Source organism: Methylomonas koyamae (assembly GCF_001644025.1).
GTDB lineage: Bacteria > Pseudomonadota > Gammaproteobacteria > Methylococcales > Methylomonadaceae > Methylomonas > Methylomonas koyamae_A.
The window spans coordinates 1-25,593 of record NZ_LUUK01000164.1 but is presented as its reverse complement, the minus strand read 5'-3'; the positions used below and the strand labels follow the sequence as shown (position 1 = coordinate 25,593).

General features: G+C 59.9%; 19 protein-coding genes. 12 read left to right on the top strand and 7 right to left on the bottom strand.

The window, feature by feature from the left end; translation table 11 throughout:
* The first annotated feature begins 48 nt into the window (after positions 1–48).
* From mmoD to A1355_RS12005, 5 genes are all read left to right on the top strand, one after another.
* Entirely contained in the window at positions 49–312 is a 264-nt protein-coding gene (gene mmoD / locus A1355_RS12025; RefSeq protein WP_064028387.1) for a soluble methane monooxygenase-binding protein MmoD, read from the top strand.
* A 1-nt stretch (position 313) separates the two neighbouring features.
* Entirely contained in the window at positions 314–1,345 is a 1,032-nt protein-coding gene (mmoC, locus tag A1355_RS12020) for an aromatic/alkene monooxygenase hydroxylase FAD-binding subunit MmoC (protein WP_231883651.1), read from the top strand.
* A 5-nt stretch (positions 1,346–1,350) separates the two neighbouring features.
* Complete coding sequence (locus A1355_RS12015) at positions 1,351–1,638, top strand: hypothetical protein (RefSeq protein ID WP_064028385.1); 288 nt, start codon at positions 1,351–1,353, stop codon at positions 1,636–1,638.
* A 189-nt stretch (positions 1,639–1,827) separates the two neighbouring features.
* Positions 1,828–3,510 carry a chaperonin GroEL gene (gene groEL / locus A1355_RS12010; RefSeq protein WP_064028383.1) on the top strand — a complete coding sequence of 561 codons (1,683 nt, stop codon included), beginning with the start codon at positions 1,828–1,830 and terminating at the stop codon, positions 3,508–3,510.
* Between the two features lie 224 nt (positions 3,511–3,734).
* Positions 3,735–5,483: a sigma-54-dependent Fis family transcriptional regulator gene (locus A1355_RS12005; protein ID WP_064028381.1), complete on the top strand. Its 1,749-nt coding sequence runs from the start codon at positions 3,735–3,737 to the stop codon at positions 5,481–5,483.
* A gap of 11 nt (positions 5,484–5,494) precedes the next feature.
* On the opposite strand, the gene A1355_RS12000 is transcribed toward A1355_RS12005, so the two are convergent.
* The gene (locus A1355_RS12000; protein WP_064028379.1) at positions 5,495–6,361 is read right to left on the bottom strand and encodes a fumarylacetoacetate hydrolase family protein; all 867 of its coding nucleotides are present in this window, start codon (positions 6,359–6,361) and stop codon (positions 5,495–5,497) included.
* 150 nt (positions 6,362–6,511) lie between these two features.
* Here A1355_RS12000 and trpE point away from each other — a divergent pair, with 150 nt between their 5' ends.
* Both trpE and A1355_RS11990 read left to right on the top strand, forming a co-directional pair.
* The gene (gene trpE, locus A1355_RS11995) at positions 6,512–7,996 is read left to right on the top strand and encodes an anthranilate synthase component I (RefSeq protein WP_064028377.1); all 1,485 of its coding nucleotides are present in this window, start codon (positions 6,512–6,514) and stop codon (positions 7,994–7,996) included.
* Positions 7,993–8,583 (top strand): anthranilate synthase component II, encoded by a 591-nt coding sequence (locus A1355_RS11990; RefSeq protein WP_064028375.1) that lies wholly within the window; start codon positions 7,993–7,995, stop codon positions 8,581–8,583. Before trpE ends, A1355_RS11990 begins: the two co-directional genes overlap by 4 nt.
* Before the next feature lie 86 nt (positions 8,584–8,669).
* Here A1355_RS11990 and A1355_RS11985 read toward each other — a convergent pair whose 3' ends face one another.
* From A1355_RS11985 to rlmH, 6 genes are read right to left on the bottom strand one after another with little or no spacing between them, the layout of a single operon-like run.
* Positions 8,670–9,266 carry an outer membrane protein assembly factor BamC gene (locus A1355_RS11985; protein WP_064028373.1) on the bottom strand — a complete coding sequence of 199 codons (597 nt, stop codon included), beginning with the start codon at positions 9,264–9,266 and terminating at the stop codon, positions 8,670–8,672.
* 5 nt (positions 9,267–9,271) lie between these two features.
* On the bottom strand, positions 9,272–10,090 hold the full coding sequence (locus A1355_RS11980; RefSeq protein ID WP_064028371.1) for a carbon-nitrogen hydrolase family protein: 819 nt from the start codon (positions 10,088–10,090) through the stop codon (positions 9,272–9,274).
* Positions 10,091–10,139: 49 nt separating this feature from the next.
* Positions 10,140–13,934 carry a YhdP family protein gene (locus tag A1355_RS11975; RefSeq protein ID WP_231883652.1) on the bottom strand — a complete coding sequence of 1,265 codons (3,795 nt, stop codon included), beginning with the start codon at positions 13,932–13,934 and terminating at the stop codon, positions 10,140–10,142.
* 12 nt (positions 13,935–13,946) lie between these two features.
* Positions 13,947–15,404, bottom strand: a complete 1,458-nt coding sequence (gene rng, locus A1355_RS11970) for a ribonuclease G (RefSeq protein WP_064028367.1) — start codon at positions 15,402–15,404, stop codon at positions 13,947–13,949.
* A complete protein-coding gene (locus A1355_RS11965) occupies positions 15,401–15,976 on the bottom strand; it encodes a Maf family protein (protein WP_064028365.1) in 576 nt (191 codons plus the stop codon). The genes rng and A1355_RS11965 overlap by 4 nt, the downstream gene beginning before the upstream one ends.
* Positions 15,977–15,978: 2 nt before the next feature.
* A complete protein-coding gene (gene rlmH / locus A1355_RS11960; RefSeq protein ID WP_064028363.1) occupies positions 15,979–16,443 on the bottom strand; it encodes a 23S rRNA (pseudouridine(1915)-N(3))-methyltransferase RlmH in 465 nt (154 codons plus the stop codon).
* 238 nt (positions 16,444–16,681) lie between these two features.
* On the opposite strand from rlmH, the gene A1355_RS11955 reads away from it, so the two are divergent.
* From A1355_RS11955 to A1355_RS11935, 5 genes are all read left to right on the top strand, one after another.
* Positions 16,682–18,154, top strand: a complete 1,473-nt coding sequence (locus A1355_RS11955; RefSeq protein WP_064028361.1) for a complex I subunit 4 family protein — start codon at positions 16,682–16,684, stop codon at positions 18,152–18,154.
* Between the two features lie 62 nt (positions 18,155–18,216).
* The gene (locus A1355_RS11950; RefSeq protein ID WP_064028359.1) at positions 18,217–21,378 is read left to right on the top strand and encodes a DUF2309 domain-containing protein; all 3,162 of its coding nucleotides are present in this window, start codon (positions 18,217–18,219) and stop codon (positions 21,376–21,378) included.
* Entirely contained in the window at positions 21,375–22,946 is a 1,572-nt protein-coding gene (locus tag A1355_RS11945) for a proton-conducting transporter membrane subunit (protein ID WP_064028356.1), read from the top strand. The genes A1355_RS11950 and A1355_RS11945 overlap by 4 nt, the downstream gene beginning before the upstream one ends.
* The gene (locus tag A1355_RS11940; protein WP_064028353.1) at positions 22,943–24,484 is read left to right on the top strand and encodes a complex I subunit 4 family protein; all 1,542 of its coding nucleotides are present in this window, start codon (positions 22,943–22,945) and stop codon (positions 24,482–24,484) included. The genes A1355_RS11945 and A1355_RS11940 overlap by 4 nt, the downstream gene beginning before the upstream one ends.
* On the top strand, positions 24,477–25,593 hold a 1,117-nt coding region (locus tag A1355_RS11935; protein WP_064028424.1), incomplete at its 3' end, for a complex I subunit 4 family protein. The genes A1355_RS11940 and A1355_RS11935, both read left to right, overlap by 8 nt.

The window sequence follows — 25,593 nt, the reverse complement described above, 5'->3', positions numbered from 1 at the left end:
CCGGATCGCGTCTCGGCTTATTCTCAATCTAACTCGATAGACAGTACGATGGATTTACTAGCCAATATCAAATCGGCGACGCCACCGCCGTTTCCGGACGCCTCCGCGCCGGTGACCAAGTTATACGATGTTGCCCCCTATACCGCATTCGGCGAAGACTTGGACTTCATGTGGCGCTGGACCATCTACCGCGACCGCAAGCTGGTGCAAGAAGGGTGCTCGTTGACGCTGGACGCCTCTCGCCGGGCAGTTGAGCACGTGATGGCGTTTTTCAATGTCTCTGCGGCGCGCGTCGGCCAGGGAGACGCTTAACATGATGCATAATGTCAAAATCATCACCGAGGACGGTGAATCGGTCGCCTTCGATTGCGGAGACGACGAAGATATCATCAGCGCCGGATTGCGCCAGGATATCTATCTGATGGCCTCATGTCGCGAGGGCGGTTGCGCGACCTGCAAAGGATTTTGTACCGAAGGCGATTACGAAATCGGTAAGGTCAGTGTCCAGGCCCTGCCGCCCGACGAGGCCGAAGAGGGTTTCGTATTGTTGTGCCGTTGTTTCCCGACGACTAATCTGGAAATCGAAGTGCCGTATACCTACGACCGGATTTCGTTTTCGCCGGAGGGTTTGGAATTCGACGCCGAAATTGTTGAATTGGCGCAGGTGTCCAGTAACGTTGTGAAATTGCGTTTGCAAAAGCTCGGTGACGATCAGCAAATTCGGCTGGATTCGGGACAGTACTACAACTTGGTCATTCCGGGTACGGAAATCAGTCGGTCTTATTCGCCGGCCAATACCGCCAACAATCGCGGCGAGTTGGAGTTTTTGATTCGTATCGTCGACAACGGTAAGTTTTCTTCCTATTTACAACAGGATGCCTATGTCGGCCAGACCATTCACGTAGTTGGGCCCTTGGGCGTGTTCGGATTGAAGGAAAACGGTTTTACGCCACGTTATTTCGTGGCCGGTGGTACCGGACTGGCACCGATCCTATCAATGGTACGCCGCATGCACGAATGGGAAGAACCTCAGCCCTGCGTGATCTATTTCGGCGTCAACACCGAGCAGGAAGTGTTCTACGGAGATCAGCTCCAGCAACTGGAACAAGCCATGCCGACCTTGTCGGTGCGTATTTGCGTTTGGAAGGCCAGCGACGGCTGGCATGGCGAGAAAGGCAGCGTCGTGGATATTTTACGCCGTGACTTGCAGGGTACCGGCGTCAAACCGGATTTGTATTTGTGCGGTCCGCCGGGCATGGTCGATGCCACTTACGCGGTCTGCGCCGAAGTCGGCATCCCGCGCGACAAAATCTACTTGGAAAAATTTTTGCCTAGCGCCGCTTGAATCCGATGAAAAGCGAAGATCAAGCGTTTATCAACGAAATGGTCATGGAATTGGAAGACAGCATTCGGGCGCTTGCCGCCGAAGAAATCCGTTTGGTTGCCAAGCTCGGCGACGAGCGCGTTGCCGAGTTGCTGGAGTACTGGGAAAGGCGCATGCCGCCCGAGGACGAAGAGGCCTTTCGACTGGCGCTGGACCATAACGACAAAAAACTGACTTGGGTTTGGCTGAGGCTGAAGCGGGCCAGATTGTCGCGGGCGCGGGCGGGTCAGGCGTTGATGAAAAACCGAACTTGATTGCCGCACTAGTTCCCAACCTTCCCCAAAGGCAAAAGGATACCTTTCTGAAAAGCTGTTCCGGACGAATGGCTTTTAGGGGGGCGGTTTGGGTTTTAAGAACTTGGGTTAGCGCCCTCGCCGGTTCTCCCTTCGGGAGCAAGCCGATTTTGGCGGGGAGCGTTGGTCCGTCACCAGCATACGAGACCTATGAGTAAACAAATTATTTACAACCCCGAGGCCCGCTTGCGGATCATGCAAGGCATGGACACCGTGGCTAGGGCCGCGGCGGCAACGCTAGGCAGTTCCGGGCCGGCGGTACTGATTCAGCACCGTACCGATGGCATGCCGCCCATCTTTACTCGCGACGGGGTGACCGTCGCCAACTCGATCATTCTCGAAGACCGGGTTGCCGATCTGGGTGGGCGAATGCTGCGCGACGTCGCGGGATCCGTGTCGCGGCAAGTCGGCGACGGCACCACCACGGCGATCGTATTGGCTCGAGCGATCGCCGCGGAATGTTTGAAAAGCGTCGCGGCCGGCTTCCATCCACTGCAACTGCAAAAAGGCCTGGATCTGGCGCTGACGCTGGTTGAAATTGAATTGCGGCGCCGGGCATTGACAGACGTCACGCCGGAATGGATCGCCCGAATAGCGGCAGTCGCCAGCAAGGATGAGCCCGGCGTCGGCACATTGCTCAACCGAGCTTTCGCCGAATTGGGTCAAGATGGCCCCTTAACTTTTCAACTGGGTAACGGCCGGGACGACGAACTGGATATTGTCGAGGGTATTCGCTACGACCAGGGCTATTTGTCGCCCTATTTCGTGACCGACCGCAATCGGGCCACGGCGGAACTTGAGCGTCCTTACATCCTGCTCTGCGATCGGGAAATCGTCGACTTGATGGATTTGGTGCCCATCTTGGAACAAGTCGCCGACCAGCATCGTTCGTTATTAGTGATCGCCGACGATGTCCGCGACAACGCGTTGACCGGCATGCTGCTGAACCACATTCGCGGCGTGTTCAAAACTGTCGCGGTCAAGCCGCCCGGTTTTGGCGATCGCCGGCTGGAAAGATTGAACGACTTAGCCTTGTTGACAGGCGCCACGCCGGTCCTACAAAGCCACGGGACTCGGTTGGAAGATCTGACGTTGGCGCAACTGGGCCAGGCGGAGCGCGCAATCGTCGGCGCGGAAACAACTACCATACTGGCCGGCGCCGCTGATTCCGAAGCCGTCGCGCGGGTTGTGTCCGGCTTGCGTCAAGCGCTCGCGGACGTGCGCGCCCGCAAACCGGGCGACGGCTCCCCGACCGGCAATCAGCACGAAGCGGACGAGTTGGAAGAACGCATCGCGATGCTGTCCGGTAAAACCGGGGTGTTCAGCGTCGGAGGTGTCACCGACATCGAAATCAAGGAACGCATGGTCCGCATCGAAAACGCTTACAAGTCGGTGCAAGCGGCGCTGGAGGAAGGCGTCATGCCCGGCGGTGGTGCCGGGCTTGTCGCCGTGGCGGCGGTCTTGGACGAGGTCATCGCCGAGAATGCCGAACAACAGCGAGGCGTGGCGATTTTGAGTCAGGCCTTATTCGCGCCGTTGCGACAAATACTCAGCAACGCCGGTCTGAATGGGGAAATCGTCGCGGCGGACTTACGCCGACACGCCGGCGAGAGTTATGCCTACGATACGCAGCGGCAACGCTTGGGTCCCTTCTTGGACATCGGCATCATCGATCCGGTGAAGGTAGTCCGTTTGGGATTACGTAATGCAGTGAGCATCGTTGGCACGTTAATGGCCAGCGAATCAGTGGTGATGGATGTGCCCGATCCCACCATTATGGCCGGCTATTCGCCGGAATGGGCCGCGGCGACTCGCGAGGACCCGCGCGCGTGATGCAACCTACCTCTTAAACCTCCTCTCTCGACTAGAGGATTCTCCGCTCCGGGAATCTTGCAACTCCGAGAACAGGCAATGTGACGTTATGTCGCATTGCCTCTTTTTTTTATTTTGTTATGGTGCGCGTTCTACTCTAAACGAACGAAAAACAGCCTAAGCCGCTGTTTTTTATTTAGTTTCGCGCCAAAACCAAAATCGGCGCCCGGACATCGAGACAAGAAATGGATATTGCGTTACGGTTACCCGAAACCGCCAAAATTGTTCAGGAAACCTTTCTGTACAAGCGTACGCTGGAATTCGAAGTCGACCGCCCGGTTCAAGCCTGGCGATGGATGAATCAAACCCGCTCCGTCCCCGATCAGAGCGACTGGGTTCGGCCGGAAGTGGCCGAAGCTTGGCGGCGTTGCTTGGAGGACTATCAATTGCCGCTAGGGAATTTCGCCAATTGGCAGCGTTCGGGCCAGGGCGTTGTCGGCGGCGATGCGCAGTCCCGCCAGATCGCCGAGTCGCTGGCGGACTTGGGTCACCAATTTCACGTGTTTTTGAAAGAAGCCGGCGTGATGCTGGTGCTGACCGCCGCAGACGGCGCGTTGTTACAAGCTCTAGGTGAAAATCCCTTCCCCAGCCCGTTCATGCGCAACCTGTACGAACAAAACAGCCGTTGGAGCGAAGCGGTGCTGGGCAACAATGGTATCGGTAGCGCGGCCTTGCTGAAACGGCCGGTTGCCTTTCAAGGCATGGAGCATTTCTTGAGTTTGTTACATCCTTTCAGCACGGTCGGTTACCCGTTGCTGGACGACAGCGGCGAATTGCTGGCGGTGATCGGCCTGATTGCCGATCGCCAGGAGAGTATGAATTCCTTGTTCGCCTTTCTGCATCTGCTATGCGTGGTGTTGAATACCAATCTACCGTTAACGCGAAGTCCGGCGGCGCAGGCCAGGGTCTTGGAAAAAATCCCGTTCAAATTAGCGAAAAGGCCGCCGCAAACCGAGGAACCGGCCATGTCGGAGCAATTGGCGGCCTTGGTTGATAAGGCGGTCAAGTTGCAGCAATACAAGATTCCCATCCTGATCACCGGCGAATCCGGCGTCGGTAAGGATCACTTCGTCAATCTCCTCAAGCATGCCGGGCCACGCCGGGAGCAACCCTTGATCGCGATCAATTGCGCCTCGATACCGCACGATTTGATCGAAAGCGAGTTATTTGGCTATGAAGCCGGCAGCTTCACCGGCGCCCGCAGCGGCGGTAAACCGGGCAAATTTTTGTTGGCCGACGGCGGCATTTTGTTTTTGGACGAAATCGGCGATATGAGCCTGGATTTGCAATCCACGTTGCTCCGGGTATTGGAAACCTCCGAATTCACGCCGGTCGGCGGCGCCAAGCCGATTCGGGTCGATGTGCAGATCGTCGCGGCTACCAATGTGCCTTTGCTGGATGCGGTCGAGGCCGGTCGCTTTCGGCGCGATTTGTATTACCGTCTCAACGGTGCGCAAATCCACCTGCCGCCATTACGTGAGCGGCAGGACAAACAGGCCATCATCCATCACATTCTGCAGCGCGAACTTGCGAAAATGCCCAACGCACAAGCGATCGGCATATGTCCCAGCGTCATTGCCTTGATCGAGCAGCATCCGTGGCCAGGCAATATTCGGCAATTGATCAACGTGATACGCGCCACGCTGTATACCGCCGGCGGCAATTTCATCACGCGCGAGGATCTGCCGGTGGACTTTGTCGCGGAACTGGCGAAAACCGCGCGGGAGTCCGAACCGGAGTTGGAGGCCTCGCCCAGGGCGTCGCAGCCGGGACGGGCGATGACGCTGGAGGACTGGGAGCTTTACGGCATCAAAACCACGTTGCGAGCCTGCGCCGGCAACATTTCGCAGGCAGCCAAGGCGCTAGGTATCACCCGCACCACGCTGTACAAGAAAATCGACCGGTTCGGCCTAAGCCGGATGGCCAGCGAGTAGCGCGGCGGTCTTTACGCGCCGTGATTTTCGGGCGGTTCGGTAATCACCGGATTGCTTAGCGCGCCAAGTCCCTCGATTTCGATGCGCACGGTCTGTCCAGGTTTCAAATAGCCGCGCGGCTTCATCTTGACGCCAACGCCGGCCGGGGTGCCGGTGGTAATCACGTCCCCCGGCTCCAGTGTCATCGCCTGGGTCAGATAGGCGACCATTTCGTAGCAATTGAAGATCATCTCGCCGGTGTTGGCGTTCTGCCGCAATTCGTCGTCCACCCAGGTCTTCAACGTGAGATTGTGCGGATCGGCAATTTCGTCGGCGGTGACCAGCCAGGGACCGAGCGGGCCGTGGCTGTCGAAGGATTTGCCCAGCGTCCAGGTCGGGGTGCGGGCCTGCCAGTCCCGAACCGTGACATCGTTGCAGATCGTATAAGCGGCGATGACGTCGCGGGCGTTCTTGACGCCGACATATTTGCAGCGTTTGCCGATCACGAAGGCCAATTCGCCTTCGTAATCGACCTTGTCCGATATTGGCGGGATATGGATCGCGGCGTCGGGGCCAATGACACAAGTGCTTTGTTTGGTGAAAAAAGTCGGGTATTCGGGCTTTTCCCAGCCGGTTTCGTTGATATGGTCGGCATAGTTCAGGCCGATGCCGAGCAATTTGCCGGGTCTGGGGATCGGCGCCAGCAAGGTCACGTCGGCCAGCGCCAATCTCGGCGCGCCGCCGTCGATCAGCGCTTGCAAGGCCCGTCTGGCTTCAACGCCCGCCGTCAAAAAACCAATCATATCGTTCGGCAAGCTGTCGTCGGCGGCGACGATCGCATCGCCAACCAGAGCGCCGATCTTGCAAGCGCCGTTACTTAGAAAAGTTACCAGTTTCATATAATCGCTCGATCCGAAAATCGGTCATTTTAGCCGATCGGCCGGGTTTTGGCGGCGGCGCTCGGCGGGCGTTCGCCCGCTAGTCGCGTTGTGGGGTACAATCGCACGTTGATTCGCAACGGTCGCTACGACCCATTCTGAGCAACACTGATGACACCCGCCCAATTTGCCGAATACGCCCAACAGGGCTACAACCGCATTCCGGTTTGCCGCGAAGTTTTAGCCGACCTGGATACGCCGCTCAGCGCTTATTTGAAGCTGGCCGACGGCGCTTATTCCTATTTGCTCGAATCGGTACACGGCGGGGAGCAGTGGGGACGCTATTCGATTATCGGCTTGCCGTGTAACACGCGCATCAAAATCCACGGTTTGACGATCACGGTCGAACGCGACGGAGCGGCCGCCGAGACCTTCGAACACGCGCGGCCACTGGCCTGGATTGAAGAGTTTCGCAGGCAATACCGGGTGCCGGACGTGCCCGATCTGCCGCGCTTTAACGGCGGTTTGGTCGGCTATTTCGGCTACGAGACCATCGCTTACATCGAACCGCGCCTAACACCCGGCGACAAACCCGATCCCATCGGCGCGCCGGATATCTTGTTGATGGTCTCGCAGGACTTATTGGTGTTCGACAATCTGTCCGGCAAAATGCTGTTGCTGACTCACGCCGACCCGGCCCAGGACAATGCCTATCACAACGCCAAGGCCCGGCTGGATAGCTTGGTTGCGAAGCTGCGCGAGCCGCACGCCCACCCGCAATCGAGCGCGACGACCAAGCATGTGCGGGAAACCGACTTCGTGTCCGGCTTTACCCAGCAAGGTTTCGAAGCCGCGGTCATGAAAGCCAAGCAATACATTACCGACGGCGATTGCATGCAGGTGGTGTTGTCGCAACGGATGTCGATTCCGTTCGAGGCCTCGCCGCTGGATTTGTACCGGGCCTTGCGTTGTTTGAATCCATCGCCGTACATGTTTTTCATGAATCTCGGCGATTTGCACGTGGTCGGCTCGTCGCCGGAAATTTTGGTACGGCTGGAAGACAACGAAGTCACGGTCAGGCCGATCGCCGGCACCCGCCGCCGAGGCGAAACCCACGAGCAAGATTTGGAACTGGAAAAAGAACTGCTCGCCGACCCGAAAGAAATTGCCGAGCATTTGATGCTGATCGACTTGGGCCGTAACGATACCGGCCGGGTCGCGAAAATCGGTAGCGTCAAACTCACCGACAAGATGATCGTCGAGCGTTATTCGCACGTGATGCACATCGTTTCCAACGTCACCGGCGAATTGCAGGAAGGCAAAAACGCCTTCGACGTGCTGGCGGCCACCTTCCCGGCCGGCACCGTCAGCGGCGCGCCCAAGATTCGGGCCATGGAAATCATCGCCGAACTGGAGCCAGTTAAGCGCGGCATTTATTCCGGCGCGGTCGGTTACATCTCCTGGTCCGGCAATCTGGATACCGCCATCGCCATCCGCACGGCGGTGATTAAAGATCAAACCCTGCACATTCAAGCCGGCGCCGGCATCGTTTACGATTCCGTGCCGCGCAGCGAATGGGATGAAACAATGAACAAGGGCCGCGCGGTGTTCCGCGCCGTCAGCATGGCCGAAGCCGGCCTCGGAGGCAAAGCATGAGCGGCGTCAGATTGGTGATGGTCGACAACTACGATTCGTTCACCTACAACCTGGTGCAATATTTCGGCGAACTGGGTGCCGAGGTGGTGGTGGTGCGTAACGACGAAGTGACGGTGGAAGACATCGAAGGGCTGCGCCCGGACAAAATCGTGATTTCCCCCGGCCCCTGCACCCCCAAAGAGGCCGGCATCTCGGTCGAAACCATCCACCGCTACGCCGGCAAATACCCGATTCTTGGCGTCTGCCTGGGCCATCAAAGCATAGGTTACGCCTTCGGCGGCAACATCATCCACGCTAAGCAAATCATGCATGGCAAGGTATCGCCGGTGTATCACAAAGAACTGGGTGTGTTCAAAGGCTTGAGCAATCCGTTTACCGCCACCCGCTATCACTCGCTGGTCATCGAACAGGCGACCATTCCCGATTGCCTGGAAGTCACCGCCTGGACCCAGGACGAAGCCGGTAACATCGACGAAATCATGGGCGTGCGCCACAAAACCCTGGACATCGAAGGCGTGCAGTTTCACCCCGAGTCGATTTTGACCGAGCACGGGCACGACATGTTGCGGAATTTTTTGGAGCGCTGAGTCGGTTTGACCGGAGTTCGTAGCGAGACGTATCCATCGCCATCGCGTTCAAGACGGCCGAACAGTGCCGAACTGGCTCCCAGCGCTTACTCCTCCGGTTTTGCCTTCTCGTCGCGGTTGATGATTTTCTTATCGATGGTGTCGTGCAGCAGGCGGATCAGTGCGGCCGAGCCGTCTTCGTTGGCGGCGAAGTCGTCCGGTTTGCCCAGAGCGGCATTGACTTTGACGCCGGAAATCGCATCGGTCAATGAAATGGTGTATTCCGCTTCCGGGAAGTCGTTATCCAAAAATAGCCGGTTCAACAGGCTTTTGGTTTTGCCGCCGGTATCCGGGTCGTAGCGGACTTGGATTTTGTTGTCGTTGCGGTTTTTGTCGACGATGTCGATATCGCTCAGCGTCAGCGCGGTTTCCACCATTTCCCAGGCCCGATCCAGCCGGGTCATCAACGTTAGCTGCGGTTTTTGACCGTCGTCCTTGAAGTCAACCAAGCCCGCCAGCATGGATTTTCCCCCGCTTTTCGAGCCAGTCAGATCGTCGGCGGCGATGGCTGGTTGCGGATGGGGATTCTCGATCGGCAGTACCGGCGGCAATTCCAGGTGCTTGATATCGCGATATTTTTCCGGGGCGTCGGCGCAACCGGCCAATAGCAGACAAGGCAGGGTGTAACGCAACGTTTTCAACATGGGGCTTACTCGCAAAAAAAGCGGCGATGTTCCAGGACCGGAAACGACGCTCGGGTTTTTTCCAGACGGCCGCGGTCCACGTCGCCGCTGACGAAGCCGGGGCCGGTTTTATAGCAATCCAGCACGACGCCCCAGGGATCGACGAACATGCTGTGGCCGTAGGTTTGTCGGCCGTTCATATGAAAGCCGCCCTGGTTGGGGGCTAAGACGTAGCATAGGTTTTCGATCGCGCGCGCGCGTAGCAGAACCTCCCAATGCGCCGCGCCGGTTTTGGCGGTGAAAGCGGCCGGCAACACCAGAATGTCCATGCCCTTGCGCGCCATCGGCCGAAAAAACTCCGGAAAGCGTAGGTCGTAGCAGACCGCGATGCCGATCTTGCCGAACGGTGAATCGATCAGGCAAGGGGTTTCGCCGGCCTCGATGGAATCCGATTCGCGGTAGACCTCGGCCGAATCCGGCACGTTGACGTCGAACAAATGTACCTTGTCGTAGCGGGCTACTCGCTCGCCCTTCTCGTCGAACACCAGGCAGGTGGCGCGCACCTTGTTGGCGGCTTCGCCGAATACCGGTATCGTGCCGCCGATCAGCCAGATCCCGTATTTCTTGGCGGTGGCGGCGAGGAAGTCCTGAATGGGGCCGCTGCCGTCTTGTTCGCCGACCTTGATCTTGTCGGTCTCGTGCATGCCCATGATCGCGAAATTTTCCGGCAGCGCGACCAGTTTAGCGCCGGCCTTGGCGGCCTCGGCGATCAGTTTGTCGGCTTCGAGCAGATTGGCGCTGACTTGCGGCCCGGAGGCCATTTGAATGGCGGCACAGATAGTCATGTTGTCCTTGTTGTTCTAATTGTTTGGCGAGGAGATTGGCGGTATCGCGTTATTTTGTCAGATCGTTCAGCCACTCGAAGCCGGTCAGACTGCGCCAGGCCTTTTTCACCAGACCGTCTTGATCGTGCAGCGGCGTGACTTCAACATTGCCCCAAGGGCCGGCGAGTTTGTATTGGGAGCCGAAGAAATAACCTTCTTTATAATCGTCGGTAACCACTTGCGTAATCATCGCGGCAATCCCGCCCACGATTGTACCAGCTATGGGCAAGGCGTCGGAACTCTTGGGTATTACCGCGACGCGATGGTCCACGGTCTTTTTGGCGAGATCGGCGGTGCCGGCCAAACTAAGCTTCGCGGCCACGCCGTCGATGACCAGATCGTCGGTGTAGGCTTGGGCGTTGCTGAAACGGAAATGGCCGGTAATTCGGTCGAAGGCAAAGCCCTGGCGGTAAACGTCACTGAAATCCAGACTCAAGCGTTTGGCCCATTGTTCCATCGCAATCAGGCCCAGCAGTCGGCCGAAGCCAGGCTCGATGCTGGAAATCCGGCCGTCGCTGAGGTCGATTTGGACGGTGCCGTCGAAGCCGGCCAGCGAAAACTGATGCGGCGCGCCGCTCCAGCCGCCGTTGATGCTGATGTCGGCATGGGTTTCCTTGATTTCATCGGTGTAACCCAGTTCGGTCAGAAATTGGCCGAAACCGTCGGTGGTCAAGCGGCCGCTCAATTGGGTGACGCTGGCGCCGGCCAATTTGGTCCAGTCCGCGCGGAATTCCATGGTCCGGCCGCCCTTGTTGAGTTGGATCTGCTTGAAGTGCATGCCTTGCGGACGGCGTTCGCTACGCAATTTCAATTTGCCCAGATCGACGCCGCGCCAGAGCAATTGCTGGCTGTCGATTTCGATCAGCGGCAATTCGGTGACGACGTCTTCGGCGGCGTCGAAATCCAGTTGATCGGCCGCCGACAGATTCAAATAATCCATGTTCAACACAAAACGTTCGCCGCCGCCGCGCAGGTCGGGAATATTCAGCTGACCGCGGGCGAACTTGCTGTCGATACTGCCTTGCCAGCCTTGATCGCGACGGGTCAAACTGCAATGAAAGGGGCCGATGTCGCGGCCCTGCCAGACCAATTGTTCGGTGGTCAGACCAACCTCCCGCAACGGTGGCAGGCGCTGCTGTTGCTCGCTGTCGCCGAAGGCGGCCAGGGCTTCGGACAATTTAAAGGTCGGTCGGTCGATGTCCAGCTTCAGACCGGCGGCCGGATAGGGCTCGGCTTGGCTGCCGCCATACACGACATGGCCGGAATATAGCCGATTCTGCTTGGTGTCTATCGTTAGCGCCAAGCTCAGATCCTGACCGTAGCGGATGTCCAGCGGCAGGCGGTCGCCGCTGTCCAAACGAAAAGTCAGCGCGATCGGCAGACTCTGTTCGGCCGATTTGGCCAGCCAGTCGGGACCGTTGACGGCGACGCCTTGTAAATCGCTGGTGATCGTCAAGACCGACGGGCGTTCGGCGGCGTAGGGTATCAGCAAATCGGTCCGGTAACGGAAAGTCCCGGCGGCGCTTTGGTTTTTCAGGAAGGTGAACTGCTTTTGTAATTCGGCGGTACCAGTGGTCCCGTCTAAGACCAGTCGGGTACTGCTTTGGTCGTGACTCAAAGTACCGCGAATCGGGTGGCCTAGCGCGCGGGCGTCCAGGCGTTCGCCGCTAGCGCCGTCTTCGCTGAAATGCAGAACGCCGTTGATGTCGGAGATCGCCAGCGCCACCGAATTCAACGTTAATTTCGCCTGTGTCAAATGGGCGGCGACCTCGGAGACGGTCGGTTGGTTCTCGTAATACGGGATCTTCAGATCCAGGTCGACGCGGACCTCGCCTTCGGCGCTAAAGGCCTTGACCAGCGGATCGACCTTGCCGTGCAACGGCGTCTTTTGCAGATAACTCAGGCCGGCCGCCAGCTTGCCGCCGACCCGGCCCCACACGTAAACCGCCTCGCTGTTGGCCAAATCGGGTATCGCCACGACCGCTTGGCTTATGTCGACCTGTTCGCTGTGCCCGCCGTCGATGGCCACCTGCAAGTCGGCGCCGAGAAACTGCACGTCGGCATGCACGTCTTGTAGATGCGGCCAATCCTCGTTGATCTGAATTTCGCCGCCGTCGATCGCGAAGACTGTTTCGAAACGGCCGTTACCTTGTTCGAACGGAAAATCCGCCAGACGGCCGGACAAGACCATTTCGCCGCGTTCGATCCGGCCGGCGACGAAGGCGTCGTCCAGCCAGGCCACCGCGTCCTGGCTCATGACTTTGGCCGGGAGATACAGCGGTACTTTGCCGATGTCGTTAAAGTCGCTGAAGCGGGTACGCATCGCCAGCATCGGGCTATCGCCGTTTTTAGGCACGAGTAGGTCGAATGCGCTGGCGGTGCGCATATCGGAGTCGATCATCAGATCGGCGCCGTGGATTTGCCAGGCGTCGGCGGTTTGTCGCCAGCTCAGACTGCCGTCGAGGTTATGCAAGGTCAACGGATTGCGGAACAGCGCCGGTGCGTTCAACAAGACTTCGCGGCCGTTCAGTCGCAGGTGGCCGCCGGCATCGGCGATCGAGAACGTGCCGTTCACGGATTGGAGTTGCGGAAATACGTCGGCGGCTTCACTGCCCAGCTCGGTAAAGTCGCCGTGCAAGGCATAGCGGTCGAAGTTGGCGTCGGCGTAAAAGCCGACTTGCCGCAGAATCCCGTGCGGATTGATCTTCAGCCATTGGGCCTGCCTATCGTCGGCCGGGGTCCAGGCGGCGGCCAAGTGCATCAGCGCTTGCAAGTCGATCCTTTCTATTAAACCGGACAACGCGCCGTCGGCATTGCGGCCGACGCAGAATTCGGCGTTCGGCCAACGTTGGTGCTTGGCGACGAGATTGACGTCGTAGCCGCACCAGCGTTGGCTGCCGGCCTCATCGCGCCAAACGAAGTTACCTTCCAGCGTGTCGAGTTGCAACGCCGCGCCTTGCGGACGGCTGAGCTCGATTTGTTGCGCCTGCGCATAGCCGGCGATCCGGTAAGGTAGCGCGTGGCGCCATTCGCTCCAGATTCGGAAATCGCCGGAACCGGAGTTCAGCCTCGGGCCTTCGGGAAATGCGTCGTTCAGCCAAGCCGGGCCTTGCAGATTGTCGGCTTCGAGGTAAAGGCTGCCGTCTATTGTGTCCGGCTGGAACGGATTGCCTGTCAGCCGCGCGGAAACCCGCAGTCGGTCGCCGTGGCTTTCCGGCAGTTTCGCCAGCAGATGGACTTCGTGATTGGCGCCGTCGGCGGTGTTTTTAATCAGCAAATCGAAGTCGTCGACGGCGACTTTCGGGCTGCCGCGTTTCAGGTCTTGCCAAGTCAGCTGGCTTTGCAGGATCTCGTACTTTCCGCCTTGCAACAGCCACAGCGGTTGTTCGTCGCTGCTCGGCAAGCCCTTGACAGCCAGGCTGCCGTCGCTGTTGCGAATAATGTCCAGCTTGGCGCCGACCAAGCTGACCCAGCCCGAGGCCATCGGGTCCTGGCTGAACAGCCAGGCCAGCAGATCGATGCCGATCCGGATTTCCCTGAGCCGGATGGCCGGCCGGGCCGCCGAGTCGGCCGAATCGACGGCAATGTCGATCAGTTTCAACTCCGGGCTGAAACCGCGCATGTTCGCATCCAGCCGGCCGATATGCACGGCGATGCCGGCCGCCTCCCGGATGCGCCGTTCCAGCTCCGGTTTATAGTCGGCGATATCGGTCAGCCAAATCCGGAAGGCGCTGAGCACCAGCGCCGCCGTTATCAGCGACCAGAATAGCAGATGCCGACTCGCGCGGCTGACGTGTCGAATCACCAAGGCGACGGCCTATAACAGCACCACGTCGTAGTGTTCCTGATTGTATTCGGCTTCGGCGCGAATCTTGATCGCCACCTTCAGAAACATTTCCAGTTCGGCCAGCATGTCGGCCTCTTCGTCGAGCAACATTTCGACGACCTGCTCGGAGGCCAGCACCAGAATTTGCTGAACCGAATATTGGCGCACCACTCGGATAATCTCGCGAAAGATTTCCAGACAAATCGATTCGGCGGTTTTCAGCACGCCGCGTCCGCCGCAAGTGGAGCAAGGCTCGCAGAGGATGTGTTCCAGGCTTTCGCGGGTGCGCTTGCGGGTCATTTCCACCAGACCCAGTGCCGAGACCTCGGTGATTTTGGTCTTGGCGTGGTCTTTGTCGAGGTTGCGCTGTAGGGCCTGGAGCACTTGTTTTTTGTGCTCGTCGCTCTGCATGTCGATGAAATCGATGATGATGATGCCGCCCAGATTGCGCAGCCGCAGTTGTCGGGAAATGGTCTGCGCCGCCTCCAGATTGGTCTTGAAGATGGTTTCTTCCAGATTGCGTCCGCCGACGTAGCCGCCAGTATTCACGTCCACCGTCGTCATCGATTCGGTTTGGTCGAATACCAGATGTCCGCCGGATTTGAGCTTGACCTTGCGATCCAATGCTTTGCTGATCTCGTCCTCGACATTGTAAATGTCGAACACCGGCCGCTCGCCGGAATAGTGCTCGATGACCGTGACCACTTCCGGCACGAAGGTTTCGGCGAATTCGACCATGCGCAGATAGGTTTCCTTGGAATCGACGCGGATTTTCTCGATGCCTTCCTTGTACAAATCGCGCAGGGTGCGAACGCTGAGCGGCAAGTCCTCGTGGATCAGGGTCTTGACCTTAGCTTTTTGACTTTTTTCCAGGATGGATTCCCAGAGCTTGTGCAAAAAGGTCATGTCCGAATACAGAATGGCTTCCTCGACGCATTCTGCGGCGGTGCGGGCGATAAAGCCGCCCGGCACGCTGTGTTTTTGCTGGTAGGACTCGATACAGGCGCGCAGACGGCCGCGTTCGGCTTCGCATTCGATGCGTTGCGACACGCCGGAGTTGCCCGCGTAGGGCATGTAAACCTGGTAGCGCGACGGTATCGAAATATCGGTGGTCAGCCGGGCGCCCTTGTTGCCGATCGGGTCCTTGGTGACCTGGACCACCAGTTTCTGACCTTCCTTCAGGTAGTGTTCGATGTTTTCCGAGGCCTTCTCGGCCAATTCCTGGCTGCTGAAATCCGACAAATGCAAAAATGCCGCCCGTTCCAGGCCGATGTCGACGAAGGCGGCCTGCATGCCTGGTAGTACCCGACAAACTTCGCCCTTGTAGATATTGCCGACCAGGCCTTTCTGGCGCAGCCGCTCGATGATCAATTCCTGCAAGACGCCGTTTTCGATGACCGCGACCCGGGTTTCCGGCGGCGTCACATTAATTAAAATTTCTTCGCTCATGGGAGGATGGTAATGCCTTGTTGGGCCAGTAATTGGGCGGTTTCGAACAGTGGCAAACCCATCACGCCGGAGAAACTGCCGGCCATCGATTCGATAAACGTGCTGGCCAAGCCCTGTATTGCATAGGCGCCGGCTTTATCGCAAGGTTCCCCGGTTTGCCAATAGGCGACGATTTCCTGGTGGCTGAGCGGTCGAAAACGCACCTCGCTGACACTGAGGGCTTGCCAATGCCGGTCGCCGCGTAGCGACACCGCGCTGAAAACCTGATGGGTACGGCCGGACAGCCGGCTCAGCATCTCGATCGCGTGTTGCAAATCTTCGGGCTTGCCGAGGATGCGGCCGTCCAGGATCACGCTGGTATCGGCCGCCAGAATCGGCAGGCCGGAACGGTCTACAAGCCGGCAGGCTTCGGATTTTTCGGCGGCGACCCTGGCGACATAAGCATCCGGTGCTTCGTGGGGCAGCGGTGCTTCGTCGATGTCGACCGAGACGACGCGGTGGCGCACGCCGATTTGCTTCAGCAATTCGCTACGGCGCGGCGAGGCGGAGGCGAGAATGATTTGTGGGCTCATGGTCAGCGGTGGTAAGGATGGTGGTTGAGCAGACTCCAGGCCCGGTAGATTTGTTCGGCCACGACGATGCGAACCAGCGGGTGGGGAAAGGTCAACGGCGACAGGCTCCAGGATTCCTTGGCGACGCTTTTGACTTGCTCCGACAGGCCCTCCGGGCCGCCTACCATCAACGCTACCGGTTGGCCGTTGCCCAGCCAGCGTTGCAGGGCTTGCGCCAAATCCGAGGTGGCCCAGGGTTTGCCGGGGATATCCAGGGTCACGACGTGAGCTCTGGGCGGCAACGCCGCCAGCATCCGCTCGCCTTCGTCGCGGGCGATACGAGCAATGTCGCCGCTTTTGCGCTTATCCGGCGCGATTTCCCGCAAGACCAGTTCGCATTCGCGCGGCAGGCGTTTGGCGTATTCATTATAACCTTGCTGTACCCAGTCCGGCATCTTGTTGCCGACTGCTATCAGGTGAATTTGCATCGTGGTTTGAGGCGGACACCGAGGACGCGGTGGCGGCCTGCGCGGGGTTAAAAAGTAGCGTCACCCGTGGGCGACGCCAGCCGGCTAGAGTACACGAAGCCGCGGGATTTTTAAACCGAACGGCCGATTCCGGCTCCGAGCCGGCCGGGAAAACGGCCGAGGCCGCGAATTCAGGCTGGTCAAGCCGGGCCGGCTGCCTTTAGAATGGCCGGAATTGGACTTCAACCACCACCTCGAAATGGCGATTTTAAGCGCGTTGCTGTGGACCCCGGCGCTAGGGGCGCTGATGTTGGTACCGGTTTCCGGCGACCGTGTCAGGCTGATCCGCATCCTCGGCAACCTCATGAGTCTTTGCGCGCTGGCCTTGGCCGGCAAGCTGTTGTTGGATTTCGACGCCGGCGACAGCGCGATGCAATTCGGCGAATTTTATCCGCTCAATCCCAAGCTCGGCAGCGCCTACGCGCTCGGCGTCGACGGCTTGTCGCTGCCGATGCTGGTCTTGGCCACCTTACTGACCGCGATTGCGTTGCTGGCTTCGGCGTCGGTCAGCGATGGCGTCAAGGGTTATCACATCTGCGTGTTGCTGCTGGAATTCGGCATGTTGGGCGTGTTCATGGCGCAGGATTGGGCGCTGTTTTACATTTTCTGGGAAGTCACGCTGATTCCGCTCTACTTCCTGATCGATCGCTGGGGCGGCAAGCGCCGCCACGCGGCCAGTCTCAACTTCGTGTTGTACACGATGGGCGGGTCGGTATTCATGTTGCTTAGTCTGCTGGCGATCAGCGAGTACGACCTGGAAAAGCAGGGTTCGCTGATGGCGGCAATGGGTCAGGCGGCGCAAACCATGCCGGTGGTCGAGCAAGTTCTGGTTTTGCTGGGTTTCTTGATCGGCTTTGGCGTCAAAATGCCGATTTTCCCTCTGCATGGCTGGTTGCCGCTGGCGCACGTCGAAGCCCCCAGTCCGATCAGCATTTTGCTGTCCGGCATCCTGCTGAAGATGGGCGCCTACGGTCTGATCCGGTCGTGCGTGATGCTGCCGGTCGCCGCCCAATTGCTGCAGCCGGCGTTGCTGTTCCTGGCCTTGTTCGGCATGCTGTATGGCGGCTTGCTGGCTTGGCGGCAGACCGACATCAAGGCGATGGTGGCCTATTCGTCCTTGAGTCATATGGGCGTGGTGCTGCTGGGCATCGCGGCGTTGAATCATACCGGTTTCACCGGCGCGATTTTGCAGATGACCGCGCACGGCCTGATCGCCGGCGCCTTGTTCCTGCTGGTCGGACTGCTCTACGAACGCACCCATACCCGTCACCTGCCCGACTACAGCTCGCTGGTCCAGGTCATGCCGCGTTTCGCGGTGTTTACCACGCTGACCTTGCTGGCGGCGATGGGCTTGCCGGGCTCGGTCGGTTTCGTCGCCGAGTTGCACACGCTGATCGGCGGTTTCCGGCAATGGGGCGGCTTGATGGTGTTTTTCAGCCTGAGCATCCTGATCAGCGCCGCTTACGCGATGCGCACCGTCGGCCTGTTGTTTACCGGACCGGTCAAGCCGCAAATGCGCGAGATCGCCGATTTGCGGCCGGTCGAAATGCTGGCGTCCGGGGTGTTGGTCGGTGGCATCGTCGCGTTGGGTTTGCTGCCGGCGCCGCTGATCGAGTTGTCCAGCGTCACGGTGGATAGAATGTTGGCGGTGATAGGAGAGCGCCTGCCGTGAATTGGATAGTCTCTCCGGCCGGCCGCGTGGATCGCCGCCCTGCCGTTTTCCGGATTTAAGCCATGTCAGCCTCCACCGCCGTCGGCCGGGAGCCGCGCCAAATCGTTCTGGACGCCATTGCCCATCTCGATCACGTGTTGCCCGGCCAGGCGCCGATCCACGATTTCGTCCACCACAACACCCTGCACGGTTTTCAACATCTGCCGTTCGAACAGGCCTTGGCCGAATTCACCGCACTGACCGGTATCGATTGTTATCTACCGATCGAGCGCTTTCGCGAGTTTTACCGGCAAGGGCGGATTTCCGACGCCGAGTTGGACGCCGAACTCGCCCGCCATTTCGGCGACGACATCGAATCGGTGATCGCTCGCAGCGGCGGCCGGCCGGTCACGCTCCGCGCGTTGTACCGCTTGGCGCTACTGGAAGACATCAGCCCGGTGTCCCCGGCGCAATGGTCCTGGCAGGTCGGCGAACTGGGTGTATTGGCCGAGCCGGAAGCCGCTGCCGCTTGGCGGGCGCTGCTGGCGGTTCTGGAATTGCGCGAACCGCAACTGCATGCCGAGGATTTGCTGGATTTGAGCGCCGAGCAGGCCGAAGATTGGCTGAGCGGCGAAGGCGATTTGCGGCAACGGGCGGCTGGCGTCGTTGACGAGTGCTTTGCCCGGATCGGTCACGGCTTGAGCTTACGCGGTTTGCTGGCGGCGCTGACCGGTGTCGATGTGCTGGATCAGGTGCGCCCGATATTAATCGGACTGTGCGCCTCCTGGCTGGACGAAGGTTTGGCGGCCTGGCAGTTGCCCGACCGCGAGGGATTGGGTTTATATCGGGCCTGGCGGCGCAATTTGGCTTTCGATCCTAGCGGTTTTTTTCACGATCTCGACGATTGGGACGATATAGTCGCGGCCCTGCCGGACGATGCCGCCGATGCGGTCGTTCAGCAACTGCAAGCCTTGGCGATACCGGAACAGCGCTGGTCCGGTTATCTGCAACGCTTGGCGCTGGAACTGCCGGGTTGGTCCGGCTTGATCAATTGGCGGCAGACCCATCCCGGCTACCGGGACGGCGAGGCTCGTCCGGAATTGGCCGACTACCTGGCCCTGTGCTTGATTTTGGATCGGGCCTTTCTGCAAACCCATTGTCGGACCCTGTGGCACTGCGATGCCCGCTACGACAAATTGGCGGGTTATTTCGGCAAGCACGTTTACGAATTTTTCGTGCGCGATGCCTTATTCGGCGGCGGCTTGCCGGAATATCTGGTGCAAGCCTGTCAGGTGCAGATCGCCGACGGCGGCCGCGATAAGTCGGCTTGGCAAGGGCTGGCGGAGCGGATCCGGACTTGGCAACGCAGCCCGCTGGCGGCGGTAGGCGGCTTGTCGGTTTACGATCACGGCTGGCGCTTGTGGCGGATTTGCCGGGCCTTGGGGTTGAACGCCGCCGAGATCGCGCAGTTGAGCAAGGCCCAGTTGCTGCATTGGCTCAGCGCCAGCGACGGGTTCGACGACAGCGCCCGGCGCCGGGTCTGGTTGGGGGCCTATGAGCGCCATTACCGCGATCAGGTGTTGCAAGCGCTGCACGCCAATCGGCGACGCGGGCGCTGGGCGCGGCGCGACCGGCGTCCCTCCGCGCAAATCGTGTTTTGCATGGACGATAGAGAGGAAGGCTTCCGCCGCCATCTGGAGGAACTGAATCTGGACGTCGAGACCTTGGGCGCCGCCGGATTTTTCGGGGTGCCGATGAATTACCGGGGCTTGGACGACACGGCCAAGACGCCGTTGTGTCCGGTGGTGGTCGTGCCAGCCCACGACGTCGAGGAACAAGCCGCGCCGGGCACCGCGCCGCTCAGGGCGAGCCGGCATAGAGCCGGCGGCGGAGTCGTGCGCGGTCTCGCGGATTTTATACACCATCGTTTGCGCCGCGATCCCTGGCTGGCTTATCCGGCAATCAACGCGATGGCGCCGTTGACGCTGGCCGGCTTGGTCGGCAAGGCCCTGTTTCCCAGGACTCAACAAAATTTGCTGGGCGTCGCAGCCAAAATCGTCGCGCCGGATCTTAAGACTCGACTGAATTTTTCCGCGACCGCGCCGACCCCGGCCACGCCGGAGCAGCCGAGACTGGGGTTTACCGACCTTGAGCAAGCCGAGCGGGTCGCCGGTTTTTTGCGCAATACCGGCCTGACCTACGGCTTTGCCGAATGGGTGGTGTTGATGGGCCACGGCTCGATGAGTCGCAACAATCCGCATCTGGCCGCTTACGACTGCGGTGCGTGCAGCGGCCGGCACGGCGGGCCGAACGCGCGTTTGTTCGCGGCGATGGCTAATCGTGCCGAGGTGCGGCTGCTGTTGGCGGAACGCGGCATCGTCATTCCGCCCGATACCTATTTCATTGGCGCCGAGCACAATACCTGCGACGAAGACATCGCTTGGTACGATCTGGACGGTTTGCCGGCCGAGCGCCGATCGGATTGGCTTAATCTGAACGAGCAATTGCGCCATGCCCAACGCATGTCGGCCCACGAACGCTGCCGAAGGCTGGCGTCGGCGCCGCGCCGACCCAAGCCGGCCCAAGCGCTGCGGCATTTTTTGAACCGTGCCGCCGATTTTTCGCAAGCCCGGCCGGAATTGGGCCACGCCACCAACGCGGCCGCCTTCGTCGGCCGGCGCGCGGCCACCCAGGGCGCGTTTTTCGACAGGCGCTTGTTCCTGATTTCCTACGATCCGACCCAGGACCCGAGCGGCCAAATTCTGGAAGGCATCTTGCTGGCGGTCGGTCCGGTCGGCGCCGGCATTAATTTGGAATACTACTTTTCCACGGTCAACAACGAGCGGCTGGGTTGCGGTTCCAAGGTGCCGCACAATCCGACCGGTTTCTTCGCGGTCATGGAAGGCGCCGGCAGCGATTTGCGCACCGGTTTGCCCAAGCAGATGATCGAAATTCACGAGGCGATGCGGCTGCAACTCGTGGTCGAGGCCAAGATCGGCGTGCTGACCGAGATCTACCAACGGCAGGACGGTCTGCGGGAGTTGATCGGTGGCGGCTGGGTGCATCTGAGCGCCCAGGACCCCGATAGCGGGGAGATTTTCGTGTTCGAGCGCGGCGACGGCTTCGTGCCGTGGCAGCCGTTGCCGGACGAATTGCCGATCCGGGAAAATTCGCCGGATTGCTACCGCGATGCCGTTGAGCCGGTGGCGCCGATGCTGATCCGGCAAGCGGGAGTCGAGCGATGAGCGCGTATTGGTTGGCCTTGGTACCGTTGTTGCCGCTGTTGTCGGCGCTGGCGATCGGCGCTTTACAGTTCGGCGGCGCGCTGAGCGGCGATGCCGGCGAAAAAGTCACGGCCCGATTGGCTTTGCTGGGGATAGGCGCGGCGACGCTGCTGGTGTTGGCGCTGGCCTGGAATGCTTGGCCGGCCGGGCTGGACGCACAGGCCTACGGCGACTGGCTGCGGCTGGGCAAGATCAGCGTCGGTTTGGATCTGGCCGGCGACCGGTTCCGTCTGGCCGTGGCCGGGGTGTTCGGTATTTTGCTGTGGGTGACGCTACGTTTCTCGGTCAATTATATGCACCGCGAGGCCGGCTTCCACCGCTTCTTCTTCCTGCTGAGTTTGTTCTCGGCGGCGATGTTGTTGCTGGTGCTGGCCGGCAATGCCTTGCTGACCTTCGTCGGCTGGGAACTGGCCGGCTTGTGTTCGTATTTGCTGATCGGCTATGCCTACGACAGGCCGATCGCGACCGCTAATGCGTTGCGGGTATTCGTTACCAATCGGATCGGCGACGCCGGTTTTGTGCTGGCCATCGGTCTGAGCCTGGCCTGGCTGGAAAGTTGCGACTGGCGGGCGATCAACGACGGCGCGGCGGATTTGGAAAAAGGCGACGCTTTGCTGTTGGCGACTTGTTTCGCGTTGGCGGCCAGCGTCAAGTCGGCGCAATTTCCGTTTACGTTCTGGCTGGGGCGAGCCATGGAAGGGCCGACGCCGTCCAGCGCGATTTTTTACGGCGGGGTGATGACCCACGCCGGGGTATTTTTGCTGATTCAATTGCAGCCCTTGTTCGAGCAGGCCTCGCAAGCGATGGCTTTGTTGATCGAGGTTGGGGCGTTGACCGCGCTGTACGGCTATTGGGTTGGGCTGAGTCAGACCGATATCAAGAGTTCGCAGATTTTCGCGGCGGCGGTGCAATTGGGCTTGATGTTCGTCGAATGCGGGCTGGGTTGGTGGACGCTGGCGTCCTGGCATTTGCTGGCCCACGCGGTGGTGCGCTGCTATTTGCTGCTGTCGGCGCCGTCGATTTTGCAAGCCACCGCCTGTCGGCCGACCGCGCCGGTACCGGCCTGGCTAGCTCGGCGGCGCTGGGCGTTTTTGGTGTCGCTGCAGCGCGGCTGGCTGGAGCCGGCGCTGGAGCGGCTATTCGTCAAGCCGGTACGCCGCTTGTCCGAGGACTTAAGGTTTCTGGACGAGCACGTCATCGATCCGGCCCTGGGCGCGCCGGCGCCGGCGATACGGGCGATTTCGTCGCTGGCGCAATGGGAGGAACGCAAGCTCGGCGCGAACTTGGACAGCGACCGCGATAGTTTCGCTTACGGCAGCGGTCTGGCCGGCAAACTGGCGCAATGGAGCGCGGCGCTGTTGGGCTGGTTCGAATATCGCTTCATCTTGCGGGGCATCGGCGGGGACAGTATTCGTTTCGGCCGGCGCTTGGGACGCGCCGCCAACCGCTTCGAGAAATTGCTGTTGAGTCCGCGCTATTTGGCGCTGTTCGTTCTGATTACGCTGATGGTGGCGCTGGGATACCGATGACAACCGATATCGTTTATTGGCAAGCCGCCGCCGCGTTGCCGGTATTGAGCATTCTGACCCTGTTGCCGTTGCTGACCGCGTTGGCGGTGATGGCGGCACGGCCGCCGCACGCGCTACGCCTGGCGTTCGCCGGCGCGTTGCTGAACGTGGCCTTGAGCGTCTACATGCTGTGGGTGTTCGACGCCGAAGCCCCCGGCATCCACTTGGCCGAGAGCGTCGAATGGCTGGGTCTGCATTACCGCACCGGCGTGGACGGCACCAACGTGCTATTCATCCCGCTGGCGGCCATCCTGGGCTTGTTGGCCTTGGTCTATACCTTGATTACCCGCCACCGCGACGACCGTTTGTTCGTCGCCTGCCTACTCGCGTATCAGGGCATTCTGATCGGCGCGTTCAGCGCGTTGAACACCTTGCAGTTTTGGTTTTGGTGCCTGTTGGAACTGGTGCCGGTAGTGCTGCTGACCGTGTTCGCCGGCACTGGCCGCCAGCGCAACCGGGTCGTCAAAGCGGTGTTGCAATACTGGCTGTCCGGACTGGCGATGAGTCTGATCGGTTTCGTGCTGCTCAGCGGCGGTCTGGCTCAGAACGGCATGCCGCTAAGCTTCGATTGGTTGGCGCTTAAGCATCACGATTTGGCGATTCCCAACGAGACCTTGATCTTCATCCTGCTATTGTTCGGTTTCGCGGTGCGAATGCCGCTGTTTCCGTTTCACGCTTGGCTGCCGCCGCTGGCCGAGCACGGTACCGCCGCCAGCGCGGCGATCTTTCTGCATGGCATCAAACTGGGCATTTACGCGCTGATTCGCTTCATATTGCCGCTGGTGCCCGGCGCCGCCGAACAATGGGCGCATTTCGTGCTGACCTTGGGCTTGATCGGGATTTTTTACGGCGCGTTGTTGGCGCTGATGCAAATCAACATGCGCCGGTTGGTGGCCTTCGCGGTGATCAGCCATACCGGTATGCTGGCGATCGGGGTGTTTTCGTTCAACGATTTCGCGTTGGAAGGCAGCATTCTGTTGTCGGTTGCCTACGGTCTGGCGACCGCCGGCATGCTGTTCAGTATCGGCCTGATTTACGAACGGACCCGGACTTCGTTTCTACCCCGCCTGGGCGGATTGTTCGAGACCAACACCACGCTGGCGCTGCTGTTCATGATCTCGGCCTTGAGCACGATGGTGATGCCCGGCACGCCCGGCTTCGACGCCGCGCATTTACTGATCGAAGGCACGATAGAAGAGCACGGCTGGCTGATCGCGATTGCGATATTGCTCGGCAACGTGCTGGCCGCGGCATTTTTACTGTGGGCGTTTCAACGCCTGTTCATCGCTCACCCGCGGCGTTGGGTGCAGCCCTACGGCAGTATTCATCATCCGGTCATCAAGGAACGCATCATCGCCCTAGTGATTTGCGGCTTGCTGATCGGCACCGGCTTTTACACGACGCCGTGGTTGAAGTTCATCGATCAGGAAGCCAGTGAAATCGGCGAACACTACCCCGCGCACCATAGCCACCACAGAAATACTCCTCACCATGAGTAACGGATTTCCGCTGTTATCGCTTTGTCTGTTCTGGCCGCTGCTGGGAGCGCTGCCGTTGGCGGTACCGGTCGGACGGATGTCGGCGCGGCGTTGGGCCTTGGTGGTTGCCGGGTTGGAGTTGCTGTTTTGTTTGTGGGCATTCGCGGCATTTCGGCCGGAGGACGGCGATTTCCAACTGGTCGAAGACTATCCCTGGATACCCGGCTTGAATGTTCGATTTTTGCTGGGCGTGGACGGTATTTCGATCGGTTTTCTGCCGATGACCGCGCTGGTGACGTTGGCGGCCCTGCTGACCGGCTGGAATGCGGTGCAGCGTCTGAACCGGTTTTATCTGGCGCTGCTGCTGGCCTTGGAAAGCGTGACGATAGGCGTGTTTACCGCGCTGGATACCGTGTTGTTTTTTTTGTTTTGGGAACTGACCCTGCCGCCGCTGTTTTTTTTGATCGGTTTGTGGGGTGTCGGTCCGCATCGGCGCTACGCGGCGATGAAATACACCTTGTATATGTTGTTCGGCGGCGTGCCGCTGCTGTTTGCGTTCATATTGCTGGCGACCGCCGGCGAGCCAGGCGCGTTGCCGGTGTTCGGCTTGCCGGAATTGCTCAGGTCGCCGCTACCGGCTTCGGCGCAGACGGTGGTGTTCGGCCTGCTGCTGCTGGGTTTCGCGGTCAAGGCGCCGCTGCTGCCGTTTCATACCTGGCTGCCGACCGTGGCGATGGAGGCGCCGCCGCAAATCGCCGCGTTGCTGCTCGGTTTGAAACTGGGGGTTTACGGCATTGTGCGTTTCGCGATTCCGCTGGCGCCGGCCGCCGCGTCCGAATACCGCTGGCCGCTGGCGATAGGCGGCGCGGTGACGCTGATCTACGGCGCGCTGGTCGCGCTACGGCAGACCAATCTGCGCCGCTTGCTGGCCTATGCCGGGGTCAGCCATGTCGGCATGGTGATCCTCGGTATCGCCAGTTTTAACTTGTCGGGTTTGCAAGGCGCGCTGATGCAGTTGTTGAATTTCGCCAGCGTCGCCGCCAGTTTGATGCTGATCGCCGGCATGTTGCAACAACGCCTGGGCAGTAACGACGCATTGCAGTTGGGCGGCCTGGCCAAGCCGTTGCCGC

Bases quoted from the DNA above. Each gene is read 5' to 3' on its own strand.
- mmoD (WP_064028387.1), top strand. From the start codon at position 49: ATGGATTTACTAGCCAATATCAAATCGGCGACGCCACCGCCGTTTCCG.
- mmoC (WP_231883651.1), top strand. From the start codon at position 314: ATGATGCATAATGTCAAAATCATCACCGAGGACGGTGAATCGGTCGCC.
- A1355_RS12015 (WP_064028385.1), top strand. From the start codon at position 1,351: ATGAAAAGCGAAGATCAAGCGTTTATCAACGAAATGGTCATGGAATTG.
- groEL (WP_064028383.1), top strand. From the start codon at position 1,828: ATGAGTAAACAAATTATTTACAACCCCGAGGCCCGCTTGCGGATCATG.
- A1355_RS12005 (WP_064028381.1), top strand. From the start codon at position 3,735: ATGGATATTGCGTTACGGTTACCCGAAACCGCCAAAATTGTTCAGGAA.
- A1355_RS12000 (WP_064028379.1), bottom strand. From the start codon at position 6,361: ATGAAACTGGTAACTTTTCTAAGTAACGGCGCTTGCAAGATCGGCGCT.
- trpE (WP_064028377.1), top strand. From the start codon at position 6,512: ATGACACCCGCCCAATTTGCCGAATACGCCCAACAGGGCTACAACCGC.
- A1355_RS11990 (WP_064028375.1), top strand. From the start codon at position 7,993: ATGAGCGGCGTCAGATTGGTGATGGTCGACAACTACGATTCGTTCACC.
- A1355_RS11985 (WP_064028373.1), bottom strand. From the start codon at position 9,266: ATGTTGAAAACGTTGCGTTACACCCTGCCTTGTCTGCTATTGGCCGGT.
- A1355_RS11980 (WP_064028371.1), bottom strand. From the start codon at position 10,090: ATGACTATCTGTGCCGCCATTCAAATGGCCTCCGGGCCGCAAGTCAGC.
- rng (WP_064028367.1), bottom strand. From the start codon at position 15,404: ATGAGCGAAGAAATTTTAATTAATGTGACGCCGCCGGAAACCCGGGTC.
- A1355_RS11965 (WP_064028365.1), bottom strand. From the start codon at position 15,976: ATGAGCCCACAAATCATTCTCGCCTCCGCCTCGCCGCGCCGTAGCGAA.
- rlmH (WP_064028363.1), bottom strand. From the start codon at position 16,443: ATGCAAATTCACCTGATAGCAGTCGGCAACAAGATGCCGGACTGGGTA.
- A1355_RS11955 (WP_064028361.1), top strand. From the start codon at position 16,682: ATGGCGATTTTAAGCGCGTTGCTGTGGACCCCGGCGCTAGGGGCGCTG.
- A1355_RS11950 (WP_064028359.1), top strand. From the start codon at position 18,217: ATGTCAGCCTCCACCGCCGTCGGCCGGGAGCCGCGCCAAATCGTTCTG.
- A1355_RS11945 (WP_064028356.1), top strand. From the start codon at position 21,375: ATGAGCGCGTATTGGTTGGCCTTGGTACCGTTGTTGCCGCTGTTGTCG.
- A1355_RS11940 (WP_064028353.1), top strand. From the start codon at position 22,943: ATGACAACCGATATCGTTTATTGGCAAGCCGCCGCCGCGTTGCCGGTA.